A 17,856-nucleotide genomic window follows, 5' to 3' on the forward strand; every position below is an offset into this window, starting at 1 on the left:
GCTTTGCTCCCCTCTCCCATAAATGGGAGAGGGGAGCAAAGCAGTACGGAGGTGGGCACAACCATTGTGCTCACCCGCAACACCGGACAGTCCCCTCTCCCATTCATGGGAGAGGGCCAGGGAGAGGGGCGAAGTATCGACGCACACCGAACCACCAGCCCCCGGACGAACCAAAAAAGGAACCACGCCATGACCACCGAACGCTTCGCCCCCAACAGCCGCTACCACGGCGTCGAGACTGCCGAGACGAGCGGTCCGGACGGTCGGCCGCTGGTCTACCTGCGGCGGCGTTTCGTGCCCGATCCGGGGCGTTTCGTCACCGTGCAGGAGTACCGGGTGGTCGAGGGCGATCGGCTGGATCGCATGGCCGCCGCGGTGCTCGGCGATCCCGAGCAGTTCTGGCGGCTGGCCGACGCCAATGGCTGCCTGCATCCGGGCGAGCTGGAGGAGCTGGGCCGGCGCATCCGCCTGACGCTGCCGGAAGGCATGTCGGGAGGCGACGATGCTTAAGGGCATCCACCTTTCGCTGCTGGTCGGGCCGGCGTTGCCGGTGCCCGTGCCCAAGCCGGTGATGGATGCCCTGCAGAGCGTCCAGGTGACCTCGGCGGCGGGCAGCCGCAGCGGCTTCCAGATCAGCTTCGCGGTGGAGAACCGCTCGCCGTTGCACACCCTGCTGGTGCTCGCCGGCGGCCAGGTGCCCTGGTTGCGGGTGCTGATCGTGCTGACCGTCAACAGCCTGCCGATGGTGATGATGGACGGGCTGATCACCAAGCAGGAGGTGAGCGGTTCCAACGAGCCGGGGCAGAGCGTGCTAACCATCACCGGCGAGGACCTTTCGGTGGCCATGGACCAGCAGGAGTTCAACGGCATTCCCTATCCGGCGATGCCGGCCGAGGCGCGGGTGGCGCTGGTGGTGGCCAAGTACGCGATGTTCGGCATGGTGCCGCTGGTGATCCCGCAGATCTTCACCGACGTGCCGATCCCGGTGGAGAAGATCCCCACCCACGAGGGCACCGACCTGGCCTACGTGGAAAAGCTCGCCAAGGACGCCGGCTACGTGTTCTACGTCGAGCCCGGCCCGTTCCCTGGCATGAACACTGCCTACTGGGGGCCGGAGATCAAGCTCGGCGTGCCGCAGCCGGCGCTCAACCTGGGCATGGACGCGCACAGCAACGTCGAGTCGCTGTCCTTCGCGGTGGACAACACCAAGGCGTCGCTGCCCATCGTGTTCATCCAGAACCAGCTCACCAAGTTCCCGATCCCGCTGCCGATCCCCGACATCAGCCTGGCCAACCCGCCGCTGGGCATGCTGCCGCCGCTGCCGAAGTCGATCAACCTGATGAAGGAGACCGCCAAGATGTCGCCCATGGGTGCGCTCTCCAAGGGCCTGGCGGCGGCCGCCGGTTCCGCCGACGTGGTCACCGCCACCGGCACGGTGGACGTGCTGCGCTACGGCAACGTGCTCAAGGCGCGCCAACTGGTCGGCGTGCGCGGCGCCGGGACGGCGTTCGACGGCCTGTACTACGTGAAGAACGTCAGCAGCACCTTCAAGGCGGGCGAGTTCAAGCAGAACTTCACCCTGACCCGCAACGGCCTGATTTCCACACTACCGAGGGTTCCTGTATGAGCGAGGGCAAGTTCTACGGCAAGTATCGCGGCGTGGTGCTGAACAACATCGACCCCATGCAGATGGGCCGTGTCCAGGTGCAGGTGCCGGATGTGCTGGGCATCGGCATGTCGAGCTGGGCGATGCCCTGCGTGCCGTTCGCCGGCAAGCAGAGCGGGGTGTTCGTGGTGCCGAGGATCGGCGATGGCGTGTGGGTGGAGTTCGAACAGGGCGACCAGGACTACCCGATCTGGGTCGGCGGCTTCTGGGGCAGCGCGGCGGAGGTGCCGGTACTGGCCCTGGCCGGGCTGCCGGTGTCGCCGAGCATCATCCTGCAGACCGGCAACCAGACCGGCCTGATGCTTTCCGACCTGCCCGGACCCACCGGCGGCATCCTGCTCAAGACCGCCACCGGGGCGATGATCTCGATCAACGAGGTGGGCATCACCATCAGCAACGGCCAGGGCGCCACCATCATGCTCAACGGCCCCACGGTGAACATCAACCAGGGCGCGCTGACGGTGATCTGAACGCGGCGGGAGCCGGCTGCCCGGCGCCCGCGCAAGGGACGAAGGAGGGACCGCACATGCCAGGATTCCTGCTCCACCTCGGCGCCACCGTGCTCTGCGCCCACGGCGGCCAGGCCACGCCCAGCGCGCCGTTCGCCCGCGTGATGCTGTCCGGCCAGCCGGTCACCACCCTGGCCGCGCCCTATGTGATCGCCGGTTGCAGCATGCCGCCGCCCAACGCCGGCAACGGCCCCTGCGTCTCCGGCCAGTGGCTGGTCGGCGCCACCCGGGTGTTCGCCGGCGGCCAGCCGGTGCTGCTGCAATCCAGCACCTCGGTGTGCGCCCCCACCGGCACGCCGATGACGGTGACGGTCATCCAGACGCGTGTATCGGGGGTGTGAGATGAACGGTTTCCGATATCACCGTAGCCCGGATGAAATCCGGGGAAGCAGCGGATGTTCCCGTTCCGGGGGAGGACACTGACATGGCCCTCGACTTCCCATTCCGCATCGACTCCCGTGGCCGCAGCGCCGAGGTGGACGGCGACGCGCAGATCCGCGACATGATCGAGCAGGTGCTGTTCACCGTGCCCGGCGAGCGGGTCAACCGTCCGGACTTCGGCTGCGGCCTGCTGCAACTGGTGTTCGCGCCGAACAGCGACGCCCTCGCCGCGGCCTTGCAGATGACCGTGCAGGGCTCGCTGCAACAGTGGCTCGGCGAACTGATCGAGGTGGAGGAGGTGCACGTGGAAAACCTCGACGGGCGCCTGCTCGTCACCGTCCAGTACCTCGTCCGCCGCGACCGCGAGCGGCAGATGGCGAGCTTCAGCAGGGGGCTGGGATGAGCATGAAGCGCCAGTTCCGCTCCGAGCGGCCACACCGGGTCAACCTGCTGCGCCAGTTGCCGCCGGGCGGCCTGAACGGCATCGACTACCTGGAAGTGACTTCCGCCGACCAGCGCAGCCTGCGCGTGGTGTTCGTCCATCCCGTGGCCGGGCTCGCCAAGGCCAACTGCCGGATCAGCGGCGGGGTGCGCATCACCGGCATCGGGATCGAGAGCCTGGCCATCGTCGGCAACCGCCTGGAGCTCAAGGTCGACCAGGCCGGCGACTTCTCCTGGTACCAGTTCGAGCTGATCGACCCGGCCAACCCGGAAAACGCGCCGGCCAACTTCGACCCCTGCCTGTCCAGCGTGCGCTTCAGCTTCAAGGCGCAGTGCCCGTCGGAGTTCGACTGCGCCAGCGACCACCTGTGCCCGCCAGAGCAGTTCAACGAGCCGCAACTCGACTACCTGGCCAAGGACTACGCCAGCTTCCGCCGCCTGCTGCTCGACCGCATGGGGCAACTGATTCCCGGCTTCCGCGAGCGCAACCCGGCGGACTTCTCGGTGGCCCTGGTGGAACTGCTCGCCCACGTCGGCGACCAGCTCAGCTACTACCAGGACGCGGTGGCCACCGAAGCCTACCTGGGCACCGCGCGGCGGCGGGTCTCGCTGCGCCGCCACGCGCGCCTGCTCGACTATCCGATCCACGATGGCTGCAACAGCCGCGTCTACGTCTGCCTGCGGGTCAAGCCGGGCGCCGACGGCCAGGTGCTGGCGGCGCGCACGCCGCTGCTCACCGGCGGCCGCGAGGCCGGGCCGGTGCTCGACAGCGGCATCCTCGACCGCCTGCCGGACGGCGAGACCCAGGTATTCGAGAGCCTGCACGACCTGCGCCTGCATTCGGCGCACAACCGCATCGCCATCCACCACTGGGGCGACCCCGCGTTCTGCCTGTCCAGGGGCGCGCTGGAGGCGGCGCTGGTGAACGACCCCGCGCTGGACCTGGAAGCGGGCATGGTGCTGATCTTCGAGGAAGTGCTCAGCCCCACCACCGGCCTGGCCGCCGACGCCGACCGCAGCCACCGCCACGCCGTGCGCCTGGTGGAGGTGAAGCCCGGGCACGATCCGCTCACCGACACGCCGCTGTGCCTGGTGCGCTGGCACGTCGAGGACGCGCTGCCGTTCGCCCTCTGCGTCAGCGCCGAATTCCCCCTCGGCGGCGATACCGAGGTACGCGAGATCGCCGTGGCGCGCGGCAACGCGGTGCTCGCCGACCACGGCCTGAGCCGCCTGCTGGAATCGCTGCTGCCCGAGCAGGCCAGCGCCGGCCGCTACCGGCCGCGCCTGCGCGAACCGGGCATTGCCCATGCCGAGCCCTACCAGCACGCCAGCGCCCTGGCCGAAGGCTGGTCGGCCGGCCGTTCCCTGCGCCAGGACCCGCGCCGGGCGCTGCCCGACCTGCGACTGATCGAGGACGACCCGGCGCAGTGGGGCAACCAGCCGGCTCCGGACGCCAGCCCCTGGCTGCCGCAGCGCGACCTGCTGGGCAGCGACCGCTTCACCCGCGAGTTCGTGGTCGAGACCGAGGCCGACGGCACCGCCTACCTGCGCTTCGGCGACAACCGCAACGGCCGCCGGCCGGAACCGGGCAGCCGCCTGCTGGCCAGCTACCGGATGGGCGGCGGCAGCGTCGGCAACGTTGGCGCGCGGAGCATCACCCGGATGGTCTGCGAGGACATCGCCATCGCCCCCTTCGTCGAGTCGCTGGACAACCCGCTGCCGGCGGTGGGCGGCGCCGAGGAGGAGAGCGCCGACGCCATCCGCCTGTTCGCCCCCGAGGCGTTCCGTGGCCAGGAGCGGGCGGTCACCGAGGACGACTACGCGCGGGTCGCCGAACGCCACCCACAGGTGCAGCGCGCGGCGGCGCGGCTGCGCTGGACCGGTAGCTGGTACAGCGTCTATATCAGCCTCGACCGCAGGGGCGGGCTGCCGCTGGACGCGGAGTTCCGCACGGAAATCCTCCGCCATCTGGAGCGCTATCGCCTGGCCGGCTACGACCTCGACATCAGCGAGCCGATCTACGTGCCGCTGGACGTCGAACTGGTCATCTGCGTGCTGCCCGGCTACTTCGCCGCGGCGGTCAAGCTGGCGCTGCTCAAGCGCCTGGGCACGGAGGTCGACGCGCTGGGCCGGCGCGGCTTCTTCCATCCCGATCACTTCACCTTCGGCCAGCCGCTGGCGCTGTCGCGGTTGATCGAGTCGGTGCAGGGCGTCACCGGGGTGGCCTCGCTGGAAGTGCCGCGCTTCCAGCGCTGGGGCAAGGTGGCCAACCGCGAGCTGGAGGACGGGGTGGTGAAGACCGGCGCCCTGGAAGTGCTGCGCCTGGACAACGACCCGAACTTTCCGGAGAACGGCCGCCTGCAACTGACCATGCGGGGCGGCCTGTGAGCAGGGAGGAGCGATCATGAGCGACGGCGATTGTGGCTGCTGCATCGGCGTCCGGGCGCTGACCCCGGTGGACGGCGCCAACCCGCCGGGGCAGGGCACGCTGCACTACCGGGTCGGCACCCACGCGCGTTTCCGCGAGACCCAACTGGCGCGCCTCGCCGCCCAGCCGGCGCTGCGCGAGCTGACCACCCGCGACGCCGACGACCCGGCGCTGGCGATCCTCGATGCCTGGTCGGCGCTGCTCGACGTGCTGGCCTTCTACCAGGAACGCATCCTCAACGAAGGCTTCCTGCGCACTGCCACGGAACGCCGCTCGGTGCTCGAGCTGGGCCGCGCCATCGGCTACGAACTGCGCCCCGGCGTGGCCGCCTCGACCTTCCTGGCCTTCACCCTGGAAACCGCGCCGGGCGCGCCGGAACAGACCCTCATCGGCGCCGGCTGCAAGAGCCAGAGCGTACCGGGCCAGGACGAGCAGCCGCAGGTGTTCGAAACCCTCGAACCGGTGCTGGCGCGCGCCGCCTGGAACGCCTTGCGGGTGGTCGACCAGGACGACGTGCGCCCTTACTGGGGCGGCCGCACCGTCTACCTCAAGGGGCAGAACACCGGCCTGCAACCGGGCGATGCGCTGCTGGTGATCGGCGACGAGCGCAGCAAGGCGCCGGGCAACGAGAACTGGGACTTCCGCCACGTGCGCCGCCTGCTGGTGGTGCCGCCGGACGAGCCCTCGGCGGACCCGCTGGCCGGCCATACCGTGGTCACCCTCGACCGTCCCTTCGGTTCGGTGGTGCCCTCGGTGCAGCCCAGCCAGGTCAACCCGCGCTGCTACGCGCTGCGCACCAGGGCCGCGCTGTTCGGCCAGGCCGCGCCGAACTGGCGGGCCATGCCGCGCAGCCTGCGCGCGGTGTTCCTCGGCCTCGACGACGACGCCAAGGCGCCCATCACCACCTACAAGGAATGGCCCGGCTTCAGCCTCAGCGGGGTGTCCGGCAGTGGCGGGCGCATCCACCTCGACGGCAGCTATCCGAAGATCGTGCCGGGCAGTTGGGTGGTGCTGTCGATCCCCGAATACGAAGAGGTCTACCAGGTGCTGGAATGCACCGAGGACGGCCGCGCCGACTTCACCCTCGGCGGCAAGTCCACGCGCCTGACCCTGAGCGGCGAGCATCTGCTGGAGAAGTTCGACAAGCGCCTGCGCGACACCGTGGTGTATGGCGAGTCGGTGGAACTGCCCTGGGCCGCCCGGCCGGCCTCGGGCTTCGTCGAGGGCAGCCTGCTGTACCTGGCCAGCCTGCAACCCGAGCTGGAAGCGGGGCGCTGGCTGGCGTTGAGCGGGCTGGTCCTGGCGAACGTGCCGGCCAACAAGAAGGCGCGCCAGCGCCTGGCCAAGCGCGACCACCTGGCCGCCGTGCAGATCGCCCGCGACGGTAGCGGGGCGCTCGTCACCTTCGCCGACGGCGAGCGCTTCGAGGTCGTCCTGCGCGCCGCCGCCGAGGTGCTGCGCATCCGCCGCAACGACAGCATCGACGGCCGTACCCGCCTGGAGCTGGAGAGCGGGCTGGCCAACGCCTACCTGCCGCTGTCGGTGCGCATCAACGCCAACGTGGCGCCGGCCAGCCACGGCGACAGCCGGCAGATGCGGGTGCAGGCGGAAATCCTCGGCAGCGGCGACGGCAGCAGCGCCTTCCAGCGTTTCGTGCTGCGGCAGAAACCGCTCACCTACGTGTCCGCCGCCACCCCCAGCGGCACCGCCAGCACCCTGGAAGTGCGCGTGGACGGCGTGCGCTGGGAAGAGGCGCCATACATCACCGCCCTCGGTCCGGACGACAGCGCCTACCTGCTGCGCCGTGCCGACGACGGCGCGGTGACCGTGCAGTTCGGCGATGGCCTGTACGGCCGCCGCCTGCCCAGCGGACAGATGAACGTCGAGGCGCGCTACCGCGTCGGCATCGGCGCCGCCGGCAACCTGCCGGCCGGCCAGATCAGCCTGCTGCTCAGCCGGCCGCTGGGCCTCAAGGAGGTGATCAACCCGGTGCCGGCCAGCGGCGGCGCCGACCCGGAGAACCGCGAGCAGGCCCGGCGCAACGCGCCGCTGACCGTGCTGAGCCTGGAACGCATCGTCTCCCTGCGCGACTTCGAGGACTTCGCCGCCGCCTTCGCCGGTATCGGCAAGGCCCAGGCGGTATGGCTGTGGGACGGCGAAGGGCGCCTGGTGCACCTCACGGTGATCGGCCTGGACGGCGCCGACATCGACGAGGATTCCGCGCTGTACCGCAACCTCGCCGACGCCATCGACAAGGTGCGCCCGGCCTACCAGCCGCTGCGTCTGGAGGCCGGTGTGCGTTTGAGTTTCGGCCTCTCCGTCAAGCTGCGGGTGCGCGCCGGGCACGACCCCGAGCGGGTGCTGCCGTCGGTGCGCGCGGCGCTGGCCGAGGCGTTCGGCTTCGCGGCGCGCGGCTACGGGCAGTCGCTCAGCGGCAGCGAAGTGGTGGCGGTGATGCAGGGCGTGGCCGGGGTGGCGCGGGTCGACCTGGATTTCCTGCGCCTGCACGACGGCGTTTCCACCAGCACCGTCGCCGGCCCCGACGGCCGCCTGCGGGCGCGAGGCGCGCGCTGGGAGAAAGGCCAGATCCGACCGGCGCAACTGCTGCTGATCGACCCGGACGACGTGCTGATCGAGGAGCTGACCCAATGAGCATCGACGCCGACTACCTGCTGGCGCGCCTGCCGGCCTTCTACCGCGAGCGAGACGCCGAGCTGGGCGGGCCGCTGCGCGCCCTGCTGGAAGTGATCGCCGAGCAGGGCGCGGTGCTCGAAGAGGACATCGAACGGCTCTACGACAACTGGTTCATCGAGACTTGCGACGACTGGCTGGTGCCCTACATCGGCGACCTGCTCGGCGTGCGCGGCTTGTATCCGGTGAGCGGCACCCAGAGCTTCGGCCAGCGCGCCCTGGTGGCCAACACCTTGCGCCTGCGGCGGCGCAAGGGCACGGTGCCGGTGCTCGAACAACTGGCCTTCGACAGCAGCGGCTGGCGCGCGCGGGCGGTGGAGTTCTTCGAACTGCTCGGCACCACCCAGTACCTCAACCACCGCCGCCTGCACAGCCTGCGCACCCCCGACCTGCGCCAGGCGGTGCGCCTGGAGCGCATCGACGGGCCGTTCGACGACAGCGCCCACACCGCCGACGTGCGCCGCCCGCCGGCCGGGCGCCATAACATCGCCAACGTCGGCCTCTACCTGTGGCGCCTGCACGCCTACCCGGTGCAGCGCGGCCAGGCCTTCGCCATCCCCGGCATGACCGGCTGCTACAGCTTCGATCCGCTCGGCCGCGAGTTCATCGATGACCCGCTGCTGTGGGACGGCATGCTGGTCAACCGGCCGCGCAGCGAAACCGAGATCACCCGCCTGGCGCAGCCGATCAACGTGCCCGAGCCGCTGTCGCGACGGGCGCTGCACGACGAACTGACCCGCCTGCGCCAGGTCATCGCCGACGGCGGCACGCCGGAGCCGCTGTACTTCGCCGCCGAGCGGGGCGGGGCGGTGCTGCGCATTTGGGTGGATGGCGAGGAAGTGCCGGTGGAGCACCTGGTGGTGTGCAACCTGTCGGCGATCCCCGGCGTGAACCCGGAAGCCTGGCGGCGACCGCCGGCGCTGTTGCAGGTGACGCCGACCCAGGGCGGCCCGGCGCACGACTTCCCGGAGGCCGGGGCGAGCACGCCGCTGGTGGGCTTCGATCCGCTGTTCGGGCGCATCAGCCTGCCGGCCGGGGTGACCGCCGGCAGGCTGGAGGTGGCCTACGCCTATGGTTTTCCCGGCGACGTCGGCGGCGGTCCCTACGATCGTCGTCCGGCGCGCGGCGAGGACGATGCCCGCGAGGGCCTGCTCGACCCGGCCGACTACCAGGTGGTGATCGAGGTGCCGGGCGATTTCCCGACCCTCGACCAGGCCCTGCAAGCCGTGGTGCCGGGCAATCGCTGCCTGGTCCGCCTGCTCGGCGACAGCAGCGAGACCCTCGTCGGCCCGCTCAACCTGCCGAACACCCAACTGGCCATCGAGGCGGCCAACCAGCGCCGCCCGGTGCTGCTCGGCGACCTGCAACTCGCCGGCAACGACGACACCCGGCTGATCCTCTCCGGCCTGCTGCTCGACGGCCAGTTGCGCCTGAGCGGCGACCTGCGCGAAGTGGCGCTGCGGCATTGCAGCCTGGTCCCGGCGCGCGGCGGCATCCATCACGACGACGCGGCCAAGGGGCGCATGCTCGCCATCCGCCTGACCCATTGCCTGTGCGGACCGGTGCGCAGCGAAGGGGCGCTGGCCGGGGTGGAGGCGCGCTACTGCGTGTTCGACCACGGCGCCGGCGAGGCCTTCCACCTGCCGGACACCGGCCTGTCCATCGACCGCAGCACGGTGTTCGGGCGGGTCACCGCCGGGGCCCTGGAAGCGGCCAACAGCCTGTTCGGCGCGAAGCTGGCCATCACCCGCCGCCAGCAGGGCTGCGTGCGTTTCTGCTACGTGCCGGATGGTTCGAAGACCCCGCGCCGCTACCGCTGCCAGCCGGACCTGGTGACCAAGGGCCTGCCCGCCGGCAAGGCCAAGGCCGAGCGGGTGCGGGTCACGCCGACCTTCACCTCGACCGCCTTCGGCCATCCGGCCTATGCCCAGTTGCGCCTGTCCACCGCGACGGAAATCCGTGGCGGCGCCGAGGACGGGGCCGAGATGGGCGTCTGGAACCTGCTGCAACAACCCCAGCGCGAAGCCAACCTGCGCCAGGCACTGGACGAGTACCTGCGCTTCGGCCTGGAGGCCGGGGTGATCTTCGTCAACTGACGGAACACGACAATAATCAGGACGACCGACATGAAAGCCGATCTCTCCCGTTCCACCGACCAGCCGGGCAAACACTACCGTGGCGTGCGCATGCAGCAGGGCCGGGTACAACTGGATGCCGACTGGAACGAGCAGCAGGACATCCTCAACCGCCGCCTCGAGACGGAAACCCGCGACAGCATCGGCAAGAGCGGCGTGCCGATCGCCAACCCCGGCTTCCTGCTCGACGGCAACGGCCAGAACATCGACGTTTCCGCCGGCCGCCTGTACCTCGAAGGGCTGCTCTGCGAGAACCCGGCGCCCCTCGCGCTCACCTCCCAGCCCGATCTGGACGGCCGCATCTCGCCGATCATGCCGGCCGGCGCCAGCCTGCTGCCGCTGCCACCGGCCGGCGCCAACGCCGCGCTGACCGCGATCCGCGTGTACAGCGCCGCCGGCAACCCGGTGCAGCCGGAGAACGGCCTCTACCTCGGCTACCTGGAAGCCTGGCTGCGCCACGTCACCGCGCTGGAGGACGGGCTGATCCGCGAAGTTGCCCTGGGCGGACCGGACAGCGCCACCCGCGACCAACTGGTGTGGCAGATCAAGCTGCTGCGGGTCGGCGCGCTCAACGCCGATCTCGACTGCCTGTCCGACATCGCCGCCTGGAACGAACTGGGCAAGGCGTCCGACGGCAAGCTGGCGGTCCGCGCCGAGCCCGGCACGCCGCCCAAGGACCCCTGCCTGCTGACCCCGGAAGCCGGCTACCAGCGGCTGGAGAACCAGCTCTACCGGGTGGAGGTCCACGAGGACGGCGTGGCGCCGGCCAAGCTGCGCTACAAGTGGTCGCGCGACAACGGCAGCATCCTCACCCGGCTGACCGGCTGGCTGAACGACCCGGCGCCGGACGAGATCGAGGTGGCCAGCATCGGCCGCGATCCCTACCTGGCCATCACCGCCGGCTGCTGGCTGGAAATCTTCAACGACGACCACGAGCAGACCGGCCGCGGCGGCCCGCTGGTGCAGGTGCTGAAGACCGAGGGCAACCGCGTCACCCTGGACGTCGCCAACGCCACCGAACCGCTGGGCGACGAGCTGTTCGCCCGCCATCCACGGGTACGCCGCTGGGACGGCTGGGCGCCGCTCAACCCGGTGGCGCCCAACGCCGGCGACAACACCGGCTGGGTGGAACTGGAAGACGGCGTGGAGGTGCGCTTCCTGGCCGGCAAGCTGCGCGTCGGCGACTACTGGACCATCCCGGCGCGCACCGCCACGGCCGGCATCGAATGGCCGCAGGCGGGCGGCAAGCCGGCCTTCGCCGCGCCCCAGGGCGTGCTGCGAGCCTTCACCCGGCTGGCCCTGCTGCGCTGCCAGGCCGGCGTGTGGACGCGGGTCAGCGACTGCCGCAACCTGTTCCCGGCGCTCACCGAGCTGACCAACCTCTACTACATCGGCGGCGACGGCCAGCAGGCCATGCCCGACCCGCTGAATCCGCAACGCGTCGCCCTGCCGTCGCCACTGGAAGTGGCGGTCTACAACGGCCAGTTCCCGGTGGCCGGCGCCCAGGTGCGTTTCCACGCGCCGCAGGGCCTGTTGCAGAACGGCGCGGTCGACACCACCGCGACCACCGGTCCCGACGGCATCGCCAGCGTCGAATGGTTCCTCGCCCCCGGCGTGCTGGACCAGACCTGCACCGCCGAGCTGCTGGAAGCCGGCCAGCCGGCGCCGGGCAAGTATGCCGACATCCACTTCTCGGCGCGCCTGGCGGTGGCTGCGGCGGTGGCCTACGACCCGGCCAACTGCGCGGACATGCAGGCCGCCGGGGTCAACACCGTGCAAGCCGCCCTGGACTCGCTGTGCCAGCGCAACCACGCCGGGGGCTGCTGCGTGACGGTCGGCAAGACCGGCGAATTCCCGACCCTGGACCTCGCCCTGCGCGAACTACTCGAACGCGGCGAGCGCGACATCTGCCTGTGCCTGCTGCCCGGCGACCACCAGTTGAGCGACGACCTAGTGCTGGACGCCAAGGGCGAGGTCAACCTGCTGGTCCACGGCGCCGGCCCGGCCAGCCGCCTGCACCTGCGCGGCGAGGCGTTCGAGCTGAGCAACTTCGCCGGGCTGGTCCTGCGCGATTTCGACCTGCTCTGCCCGGAGGTGCCGCAGTCGCTCCGGCTCTTCGGCAACGTCCGCCTGCACTTGCAGCACCTCGCCTTGCGCGCCCGTAGCGAGCCGGGCCGCAGCCTGTTGCAGATCGGCGGATCGGTGAAGGCGGAGCTCACGCAACTGATCGTCGAAGCCACCCAGCAGGTGGCGGGTGGCGGCAGCAACCATCCCGGCTTCGCGCTGATGCTCGCCGATGGCACCGGCGACGTGCTGGTCGCGGACTGCCGCATCGTCGGGCGGGTTTCCCTGTACGGCGAATCGACCAAGGACCTGCTGCTCAACCAGGACCAGATCAAGCGCCTGGGGCCGCTGCTGAACCTGAAGGGCCAGTTCGGCTCCCTGCGCCTGCGCAACGACCGGGTGATCGACCTGCGCCTGGCCGACGAAATCATGGAACTGATCATGCAGCAACTGGACACCGGCGGAGAGGTGGGCATCCCCGTCAGTTTCTTCAGCCTGGTGGCGGAGACCTGCAGCTTCGGCAACTCGTTCGCCCAGTTTCTCGCCTCCAACCTGGCGCTGGACCGCAACGTCTTCGATCCTGATGGAGAACTGGCGGGCATGGCCCTGGCCCTCCAGGGCAAGTACCTGGGCAACTTCTGCAATCGCGGCGCCTTGCTGATGACCGCCGGGCACAATCCCGAATCGTTCGGCAACGGGGCGTTGCAGGTGGTCTGAATCGAGGAGCGGAGAAATGGCCAAGAGGCTCATCGTCCTGTTCGACGGGACCTGGAACACGCCGGATGCCAATTCGGTGGACGGCGACAGCAGCACCAACGTCTTCAAGTTCCACCAGGCGATCCTGTCCGTGGATGCCAGCGGCATGGAGCAACTGAAGTGGTACGAGCCCGGCGTGGGCACGGCCTGGTACGACCGGTTCAGGGGCGGGGCGTTCGGCGTCGGCCTGTCCGAGAAGATCCAGAACGGCTACAAATGGCTCGCCAAAAAATACGAGGACGGCGACCAGGTGTTCGTCCTCGGCTTCAGCCGTGGCGCCTACTCGGCCAGGAGCCTGGTGGGCCTGATCAGGAACGCCGGCCTGCTCAAGCCCGAACACACCAAGCGGGTCGCCGACGCCTATGCGCTCTACCGCTCCCGCGACGAAGGGGCGGACTCGGAGAACGCGGTGCTGTTCCGCCGGGAGTTCTCGCGGGACATCCCCGTCCACTTCCTCGGCGTGTGGGACACGGTGGGCGCCCTGGGCATCCCCTTCGAAACCTTCGGCTGGTTCAACAAGCGCTATTACCAGTTCCACGACACCGAACTGAGCGGGATCGTCAGGAACGCCTTCCACGCCGTGGCCATCGACGAGCACCGCGAAAACTACCAATGCACCCTGTGGGACCCGAAGGAAAAGCCCAACCAGACCGTCGAGCAGGCCTGGTTCTCCGGCGCCCACGCCAATGTCGGCGGCGGCTACGCGAACAACAACCTGTCGGACATCCCGCTCCGCTGGATGATGGAAAAGGCCCAGTCCTGCGGCCTCGCCCTGAGCCCCGCCAGGATTCCCGGCCCCATCGAAGAGCTTCCCCCCATCATCGACTCCTACAGGAACTTCCTGGGCGGCGCGTACAGCCGCTTCAAGGAGCGTTACTACCGCCTGATCGGCGCCACCCACCACGGGCAGGAAACCATCAGCGAATCGGTTCTCCGGCGAACCGAGATCGATCAGGAGTACAAGCCCAAGAACGAGGTCAGGAGCAACCTGGTGGGCGACATCAAGCCCGTCGGGCGTATTCGCAGGTGAAGCGGGGCGGCGTTCGCACTGGCCGCGCCCGTCGTCCCCGACCCGTCGACGAAGGGCGCGAACTCACCAGCGAAAGTCGCTCAGCTTGTTCGGGTCGACGTTGTGCCGTACCCAGTGCAGGTCCGCTTCCCGTGTGCGATCCGGATGCCCGGGAGTGGGCGGGGCCCCGCTGAGCGGAGTGTCGTCGCCATGGTAGAAGCGCCGGTAGCGCAGGTAGCCTTCCGGCTCCCAGGAACCGGGCAGGATGTCGCGGCAGCCGGCGAAACTCAGGTCGATGCGGCTGTCCAGCGGCCGGAAGCCGGCATAGGAGTCGTGCACGTAGTTGGCGAACAGGTATGCCTGCGGCGTCAGGCGCTCGGGATTCTCCGGCGTGCCGAGGACCGGTTGCGCGCGCAGCTCGCCCAGCAGGGCGCGAGCCTCCGGCGACAGCTTGCCGAGACGCGAGCCTTTTTCGCTCAGCCGGCCACCGATCAGCGGCAGCGCGCCGAGGACGGTGTGGGCCGATTGGGTCCAGCGGCCAGCGTTGGTTTCGAGCGCCTCGATATCCGCGCGCAGGATGCGGTTGGCGCCCTCCAGGTCCTCGCGGTCCCGTGCGCTGGCGCGGGTCACCCACGACAGCTTGTTGGCATACGCCTCGCGTATCTGGTAGCGCCAGGCCAGGTAGGGCAGCAGCCATTGCGCGATGGTCTTCTCGCCGGCATTGACCGACATGAAGGCATCGAAGGCCTGGCGCAGGTCCGGGTGGACGGCGAAGGGGTCGTAGTCACCGTCGAGCGCATCGATCTTGTTCAAAGGCACCTGTGCGGCACAGGCCGCGTTGTACATCAACTCCAGCGGAATCTGCGACAGGGCGTCGCTCGGGTCGCCGCTGGGGCCCCGGCCCTGGTCGTTGGGCGCGTAGCCACCGCCCACGTCCGAGTGCATGCCGGGCAGGGTGTACTGCCGGCAATTGGCCGGCAGGCTGCCGTCCGGGCGCCGCACCGACTCCAGCGGGAAGGAGGCGCGGTTCTCGTGCATGGCGACGTAGTGCACGCACTGCCGCACGTAGGGGCTGATCGCCAGGTAGCGGGGCTGCGCCCAGCCGCCATGGCCGTTGCCCAGCGGTGCGCTGTTGGGCAGCCCCACCGAGGCCACGGTGTCGAAGATTCCCAGGAAGCGGATGGTGGCTGGAACGCCGCACAACCGGTTACCGGCCATCAGCTCCCCCAGCCAGTTGCAGAACACCCGCGCCTGGGCCGCGCCCCGGGAAAAGCCGAACACGTCGATGGTGATTTCCACCAGCCTGGGCTGGCGGGTGGCCGCCACCTTGTCGGCGATCTTCCGCGCCTGTTCCAGCAGGAAGGTACGGGCGTGGTCCCGGCCGCCGCTGGCGCTGCACAGCAGGCCACCCTTTTCCTGCATGCCCACGGCCATCAGGCCCTTTTCGTCGTCGACCCGGCCTCTCAGGCGGGAGTACGAGCGGGTTCCCGGGTCATAGATCCGGATGCCGTTGCGGCACAGGGCGATGACCGTTTCGTCGGAGAATGCTGGTTGGTTGTTGCTGATAGCGCGATGAATCGAGTCGAGCACATACAAGAGGGCGTAATTGATACGCCCATCGCCACCGGCACCGAAGCCCATGCCGAAGGTATCCGGCTCGTTTTCTCCAATAGGCCGGCAGGGAGTGCCCACTCCGGGAACGTAAACAGGGTAGTAGCCAATTGAGGGTTCATCGGGATAGGCCCGGTGCAGCCGGGCAACATTGCTGTCCTTGCGGTACTCGCGCTGGGTCATGCCCAGGCCGGGGCTGCAACTGTCGGCTTCGTCCCAGTCCTGGTTGTTGCCGGTGCCGTCGAAGAATATGCCGATATTCAGGGGCAGTTCGCAGCGCTCGGTACGTGGTATGCAGGTGGGAAGCGTTTCCTCGATGCCGGGGGTGTCGCCAATGGGATGGGCACGGAAGGTTTCCTCGGTCATTCCAGGTCCTCCTTGACCTCGGGTTGCCCCTGCTTGGGGCAGCGAGGGGACCAGCCGTTATAGGTTCTCGGAGGGTGTTTCTGGGGGATGGCATCTTGAGGGCCTGGATATTCCGGGTTGCCTGGTCCGATACCAGATGAAACCACCCGCACCGAGCCATCGGCCAGGAAATGCACCCAGACGCGACCGGCCTCCTGATAACGATCCACAGGGACGCGGCGTTCGTAGCGCTCCCATTTGCAATCCCGCCAGTTGGTGACATGCCAGCGCACCACTGCCGTCATGCCAGGCTGCCACTCCCTGGGGAGCGAGGTACAGCATGCCAGACGGCCACCTTTACCGGCTTGGAAACCACTGGAGCCATTGAACCAGAAGTTCTGCACGCTGAGGTGATCGGGCAGGTGGTCGATACCGGTCAGTCCTACGCCGATCATGCTCGGCCTGGGTTCCAGGGCCTTGCAGCCTGCGATGAACAGGCAGGCCAGCAGGGCGAGTCCTTTCATCGTTTGCGCAGCTCCCCGTAGTCCAGCAGATGGCTCGTGTCGTCGCTGCGCTGGGCATCGATCAGGGCTTGTTCGAACTGGGTGTGCCGATAGACCAGGCCGGCGGTCTGCCACATGACCCGGTTCGCCGCCAGCCGCACGGGGGGCTTGTCGATCCCCAGGCGGCGCAGCCAGTGGTAGGTCTGCTCGGTCCAGGCGTACCACTGTTCCGGGTCGCCCTGGTAGGCCGGTCGCGCATTCGCATGCAGGGTGCTGTCGAACAACTCGCCGATACGGCCGGCTTCCAATGCCAGGTGCCACTGCCTGGGTTGCAGGCGCAGCGGCAGGGGCGCCGGTGCCTGGTCCTGCCGCAGGGATGGCGGAACCCTTTTGTGAAGCCTGCCGTCGCGGCCGATATGTTCCCAACTGATGATGGGGCCCAGCAGCGCGGCCTGCTGCTCGGGTTCGAGGGTGCGCCATACCGCCTCGAAGGCGCGGCCGTCGGCGTAGCGGAAGTAGTAGCGCTGGGCGTTGTCCGTCTCCAGGTAGCGCAGCCGGCGAAGGTGCCGGTCGAGCCGGTCGGTCGACAGGCGACCGGTCAGGCGGCTGATGGCGAACTGCATCGGCTCCGTGCTGGTGGCCATGGCCTGCGCGATTTTCCCCGTGGCGGGCGTGGCCGGCAGCAGCAGGGGACCGACGGCGATGGCCTGTTCGCCCAGGTCGTCGTAGAGGTGGAGGGTGTCTTCCTGCTCCAGCAGCCAGGCGTGCTCCGGGGAGGCGTGGAGCAGGGCGCCGTCGAAGAGAAAGAAGCTTTCGGTGGAAGGAACGATTCCGCTCATACCGGCACCACCATGCCGCCATTGCGGGCGGCGCGCAGGAAGCAGGTCACGCAGAAATCGCTTTCGCTGCCTTCGTCGGGATCGCCGGCGATGGAGAAGGGATTGCCGCTACCGCCATTTTCCCGGCTGACGGGGCCCTTCAACAGGATGCTCGAACCTTCGAGGGTGATGCCGGCATCGTTGATGACGATGGCCCCGCCGGGACTCGTGATGACGACGCACTCGCCGGCCTGCAGGTCGTAGCGGGACGTCCTGCGCTCGATGCTCTGCCCGGCCTCGAGCTGGTGATGGCCCTGCACGCTGTGCTCGACGTGCCCGCCGGTCTCGATGAAGTGGCTGGCCGTGGTCTTGTCGTAGCGGTCGTTGCCGACTTCCTCGCTGCGGTCCTTGCCGATGCGGATCAGCCGGTTGCGCTCGACGTTCAGGCTGTCGTCCTGGCCGATGGCGTGGCGGCGGTCGCGGGCGATGGTCACTTCCT

Annotated in this window: 13 protein-coding genes and 1 pseudogene; 10 read left to right on the forward strand and 4 right to left on the reverse strand. The window is 69.2% G+C overall.

What is annotated here, in order from left to right; genetic code table 11:
• The first annotated feature begins 189 nt into the window (after positions 1 to 189).
• From PSEWESI4_RS12715 to PSEWESI4_RS12760, 10 genes are all read left to right on the forward strand, one after another.
• Positions 190 to 510, forward strand: coding sequence for a LysM domain-containing protein (locus PSEWESI4_RS12715; RefSeq protein WP_187671574.1), 321 nt, complete (start codon positions 190 to 192; stop codon positions 508 to 510).
• On the forward strand, positions 503 to 1,627 hold the full coding sequence (locus tag PSEWESI4_RS12720; protein ID WP_187671575.1) for a hypothetical protein: 1,125 nt from the start codon (positions 503 to 505) through the stop codon (positions 1,625 to 1,627). The genes PSEWESI4_RS12715 and PSEWESI4_RS12720 overlap by 8 nt, the downstream gene beginning before the upstream one ends.
• Positions 1,624 to 2,136: a phage baseplate assembly protein V gene (locus PSEWESI4_RS12725; RefSeq protein WP_187671576.1), complete on the forward strand. Its 513-nt coding sequence runs from the start codon at positions 1,624 to 1,626 to the stop codon at positions 2,134 to 2,136. Before PSEWESI4_RS12720 ends, PSEWESI4_RS12725 begins: the two co-directional genes overlap by 4 nt.
• Positions 2,137 to 2,192: 56 nt before the next feature.
• On the forward strand, positions 2,193 to 2,516 hold the full coding sequence (locus tag PSEWESI4_RS12730; protein ID WP_187671577.1) for a hypothetical protein: 324 nt from the start codon (positions 2,193 to 2,195) through the stop codon (positions 2,514 to 2,516).
• Between the two features lie 83 nt (positions 2,517 to 2,599).
• On the forward strand, positions 2,600 to 2,959 hold the full coding sequence (locus PSEWESI4_RS12735) for a GPW/gp25 family protein (protein ID WP_187671578.1): 360 nt from the start codon (positions 2,600 to 2,602) through the stop codon (positions 2,957 to 2,959).
• A complete protein-coding gene (locus tag PSEWESI4_RS12740) occupies positions 2,956 to 5,385 on the forward strand; it encodes a putative baseplate assembly protein (RefSeq protein ID WP_210768847.1) in 2,430 nt (809 codons plus the stop codon). Before PSEWESI4_RS12735 ends, PSEWESI4_RS12740 begins: the two co-directional genes overlap by 4 nt.
• A 16-nt stretch (positions 5,386 to 5,401) precedes the next feature.
• A complete protein-coding gene (locus PSEWESI4_RS12745) occupies positions 5,402 to 8,077 on the forward strand; it encodes a putative baseplate assembly protein (RefSeq protein ID WP_187671579.1) in 2,676 nt (891 codons plus the stop codon).
• Positions 8,074 to 10,212 carry a hypothetical protein gene (locus PSEWESI4_RS12750; RefSeq protein ID WP_187671580.1) on the forward strand — a complete coding sequence of 713 codons (2,139 nt, stop codon included), beginning with the start codon at positions 8,074 to 8,076 and terminating at the stop codon, positions 10,210 to 10,212. Before PSEWESI4_RS12745 ends, PSEWESI4_RS12750 begins: the two co-directional genes overlap by 4 nt.
• Positions 10,213 to 10,242: 30 nt before the next feature.
• Entirely contained in the window at positions 10,243 to 13,032 is a 2,790-nt protein-coding gene (locus PSEWESI4_RS12755; RefSeq protein WP_187671581.1) for a DUF6519 domain-containing protein, read from the forward strand.
• 16 nt (positions 13,033 to 13,048) lie between these two features.
• The gene (locus PSEWESI4_RS12760; protein ID WP_187671582.1) at positions 13,049 to 14,101 is read left to right on the forward strand and encodes a DUF2235 domain-containing protein; all 1,053 of its coding nucleotides are present in this window, start codon (positions 13,049 to 13,051) and stop codon (positions 14,099 to 14,101) included.
• 63 nt (positions 14,102 to 14,164) lie between these two features.
• Here PSEWESI4_RS12760 and PSEWESI4_RS12765 read toward each other — a convergent pair whose 3' ends face one another.
• The 4 genes and pseudogenes from PSEWESI4_RS12765 to PSEWESI4_RS12780 form a co-directional block, all read right to left on the reverse strand.
• On the reverse strand, positions 14,165 to 16,057 hold the full coding sequence (locus PSEWESI4_RS12765) for a T6SS phospholipase effector Tle1-like catalytic domain-containing protein (RefSeq protein WP_187671583.1): 1,893 nt from the start codon (positions 16,055 to 16,057) through the stop codon (positions 14,165 to 14,167).
• On the reverse strand, positions 16,054 to 16,560 hold the full coding sequence (locus PSEWESI4_RS12770) for a DUF3304 domain-containing protein (RefSeq protein ID WP_210768848.1): 507 nt from the start codon (positions 16,558 to 16,560) through the stop codon (positions 16,054 to 16,056). The genes PSEWESI4_RS12765 and PSEWESI4_RS12770 overlap by 4 nt, the downstream gene beginning before the upstream one ends.
• On the reverse strand, positions 16,557 to 17,378 hold the full coding sequence (locus PSEWESI4_RS12775) for a DUF4123 domain-containing protein (protein WP_187671584.1): 822 nt from the start codon (positions 17,376 to 17,378) through the stop codon (positions 16,557 to 16,559). The genes PSEWESI4_RS12770 and PSEWESI4_RS12775 overlap by 4 nt, the downstream gene beginning before the upstream one ends.
• Positions 17,375 to 17,856, reverse strand: a pseudogene (locus tag PSEWESI4_RS12780) (bacteriophage T4 gp5 trimerisation domain-containing protein); the annotation flags it as partial. The pseudogene PSEWESI4_RS12780 and the gene PSEWESI4_RS12775, both read right to left, overlap by 4 nt.

This window comes from Zestomonas carbonaria (assembly GCF_904061905.1).
Classification (GTDB): Bacteria; Pseudomonadota; Gammaproteobacteria; order Pseudomonadales; family Pseudomonadaceae; genus Aquipseudomonas; species Aquipseudomonas carbonaria.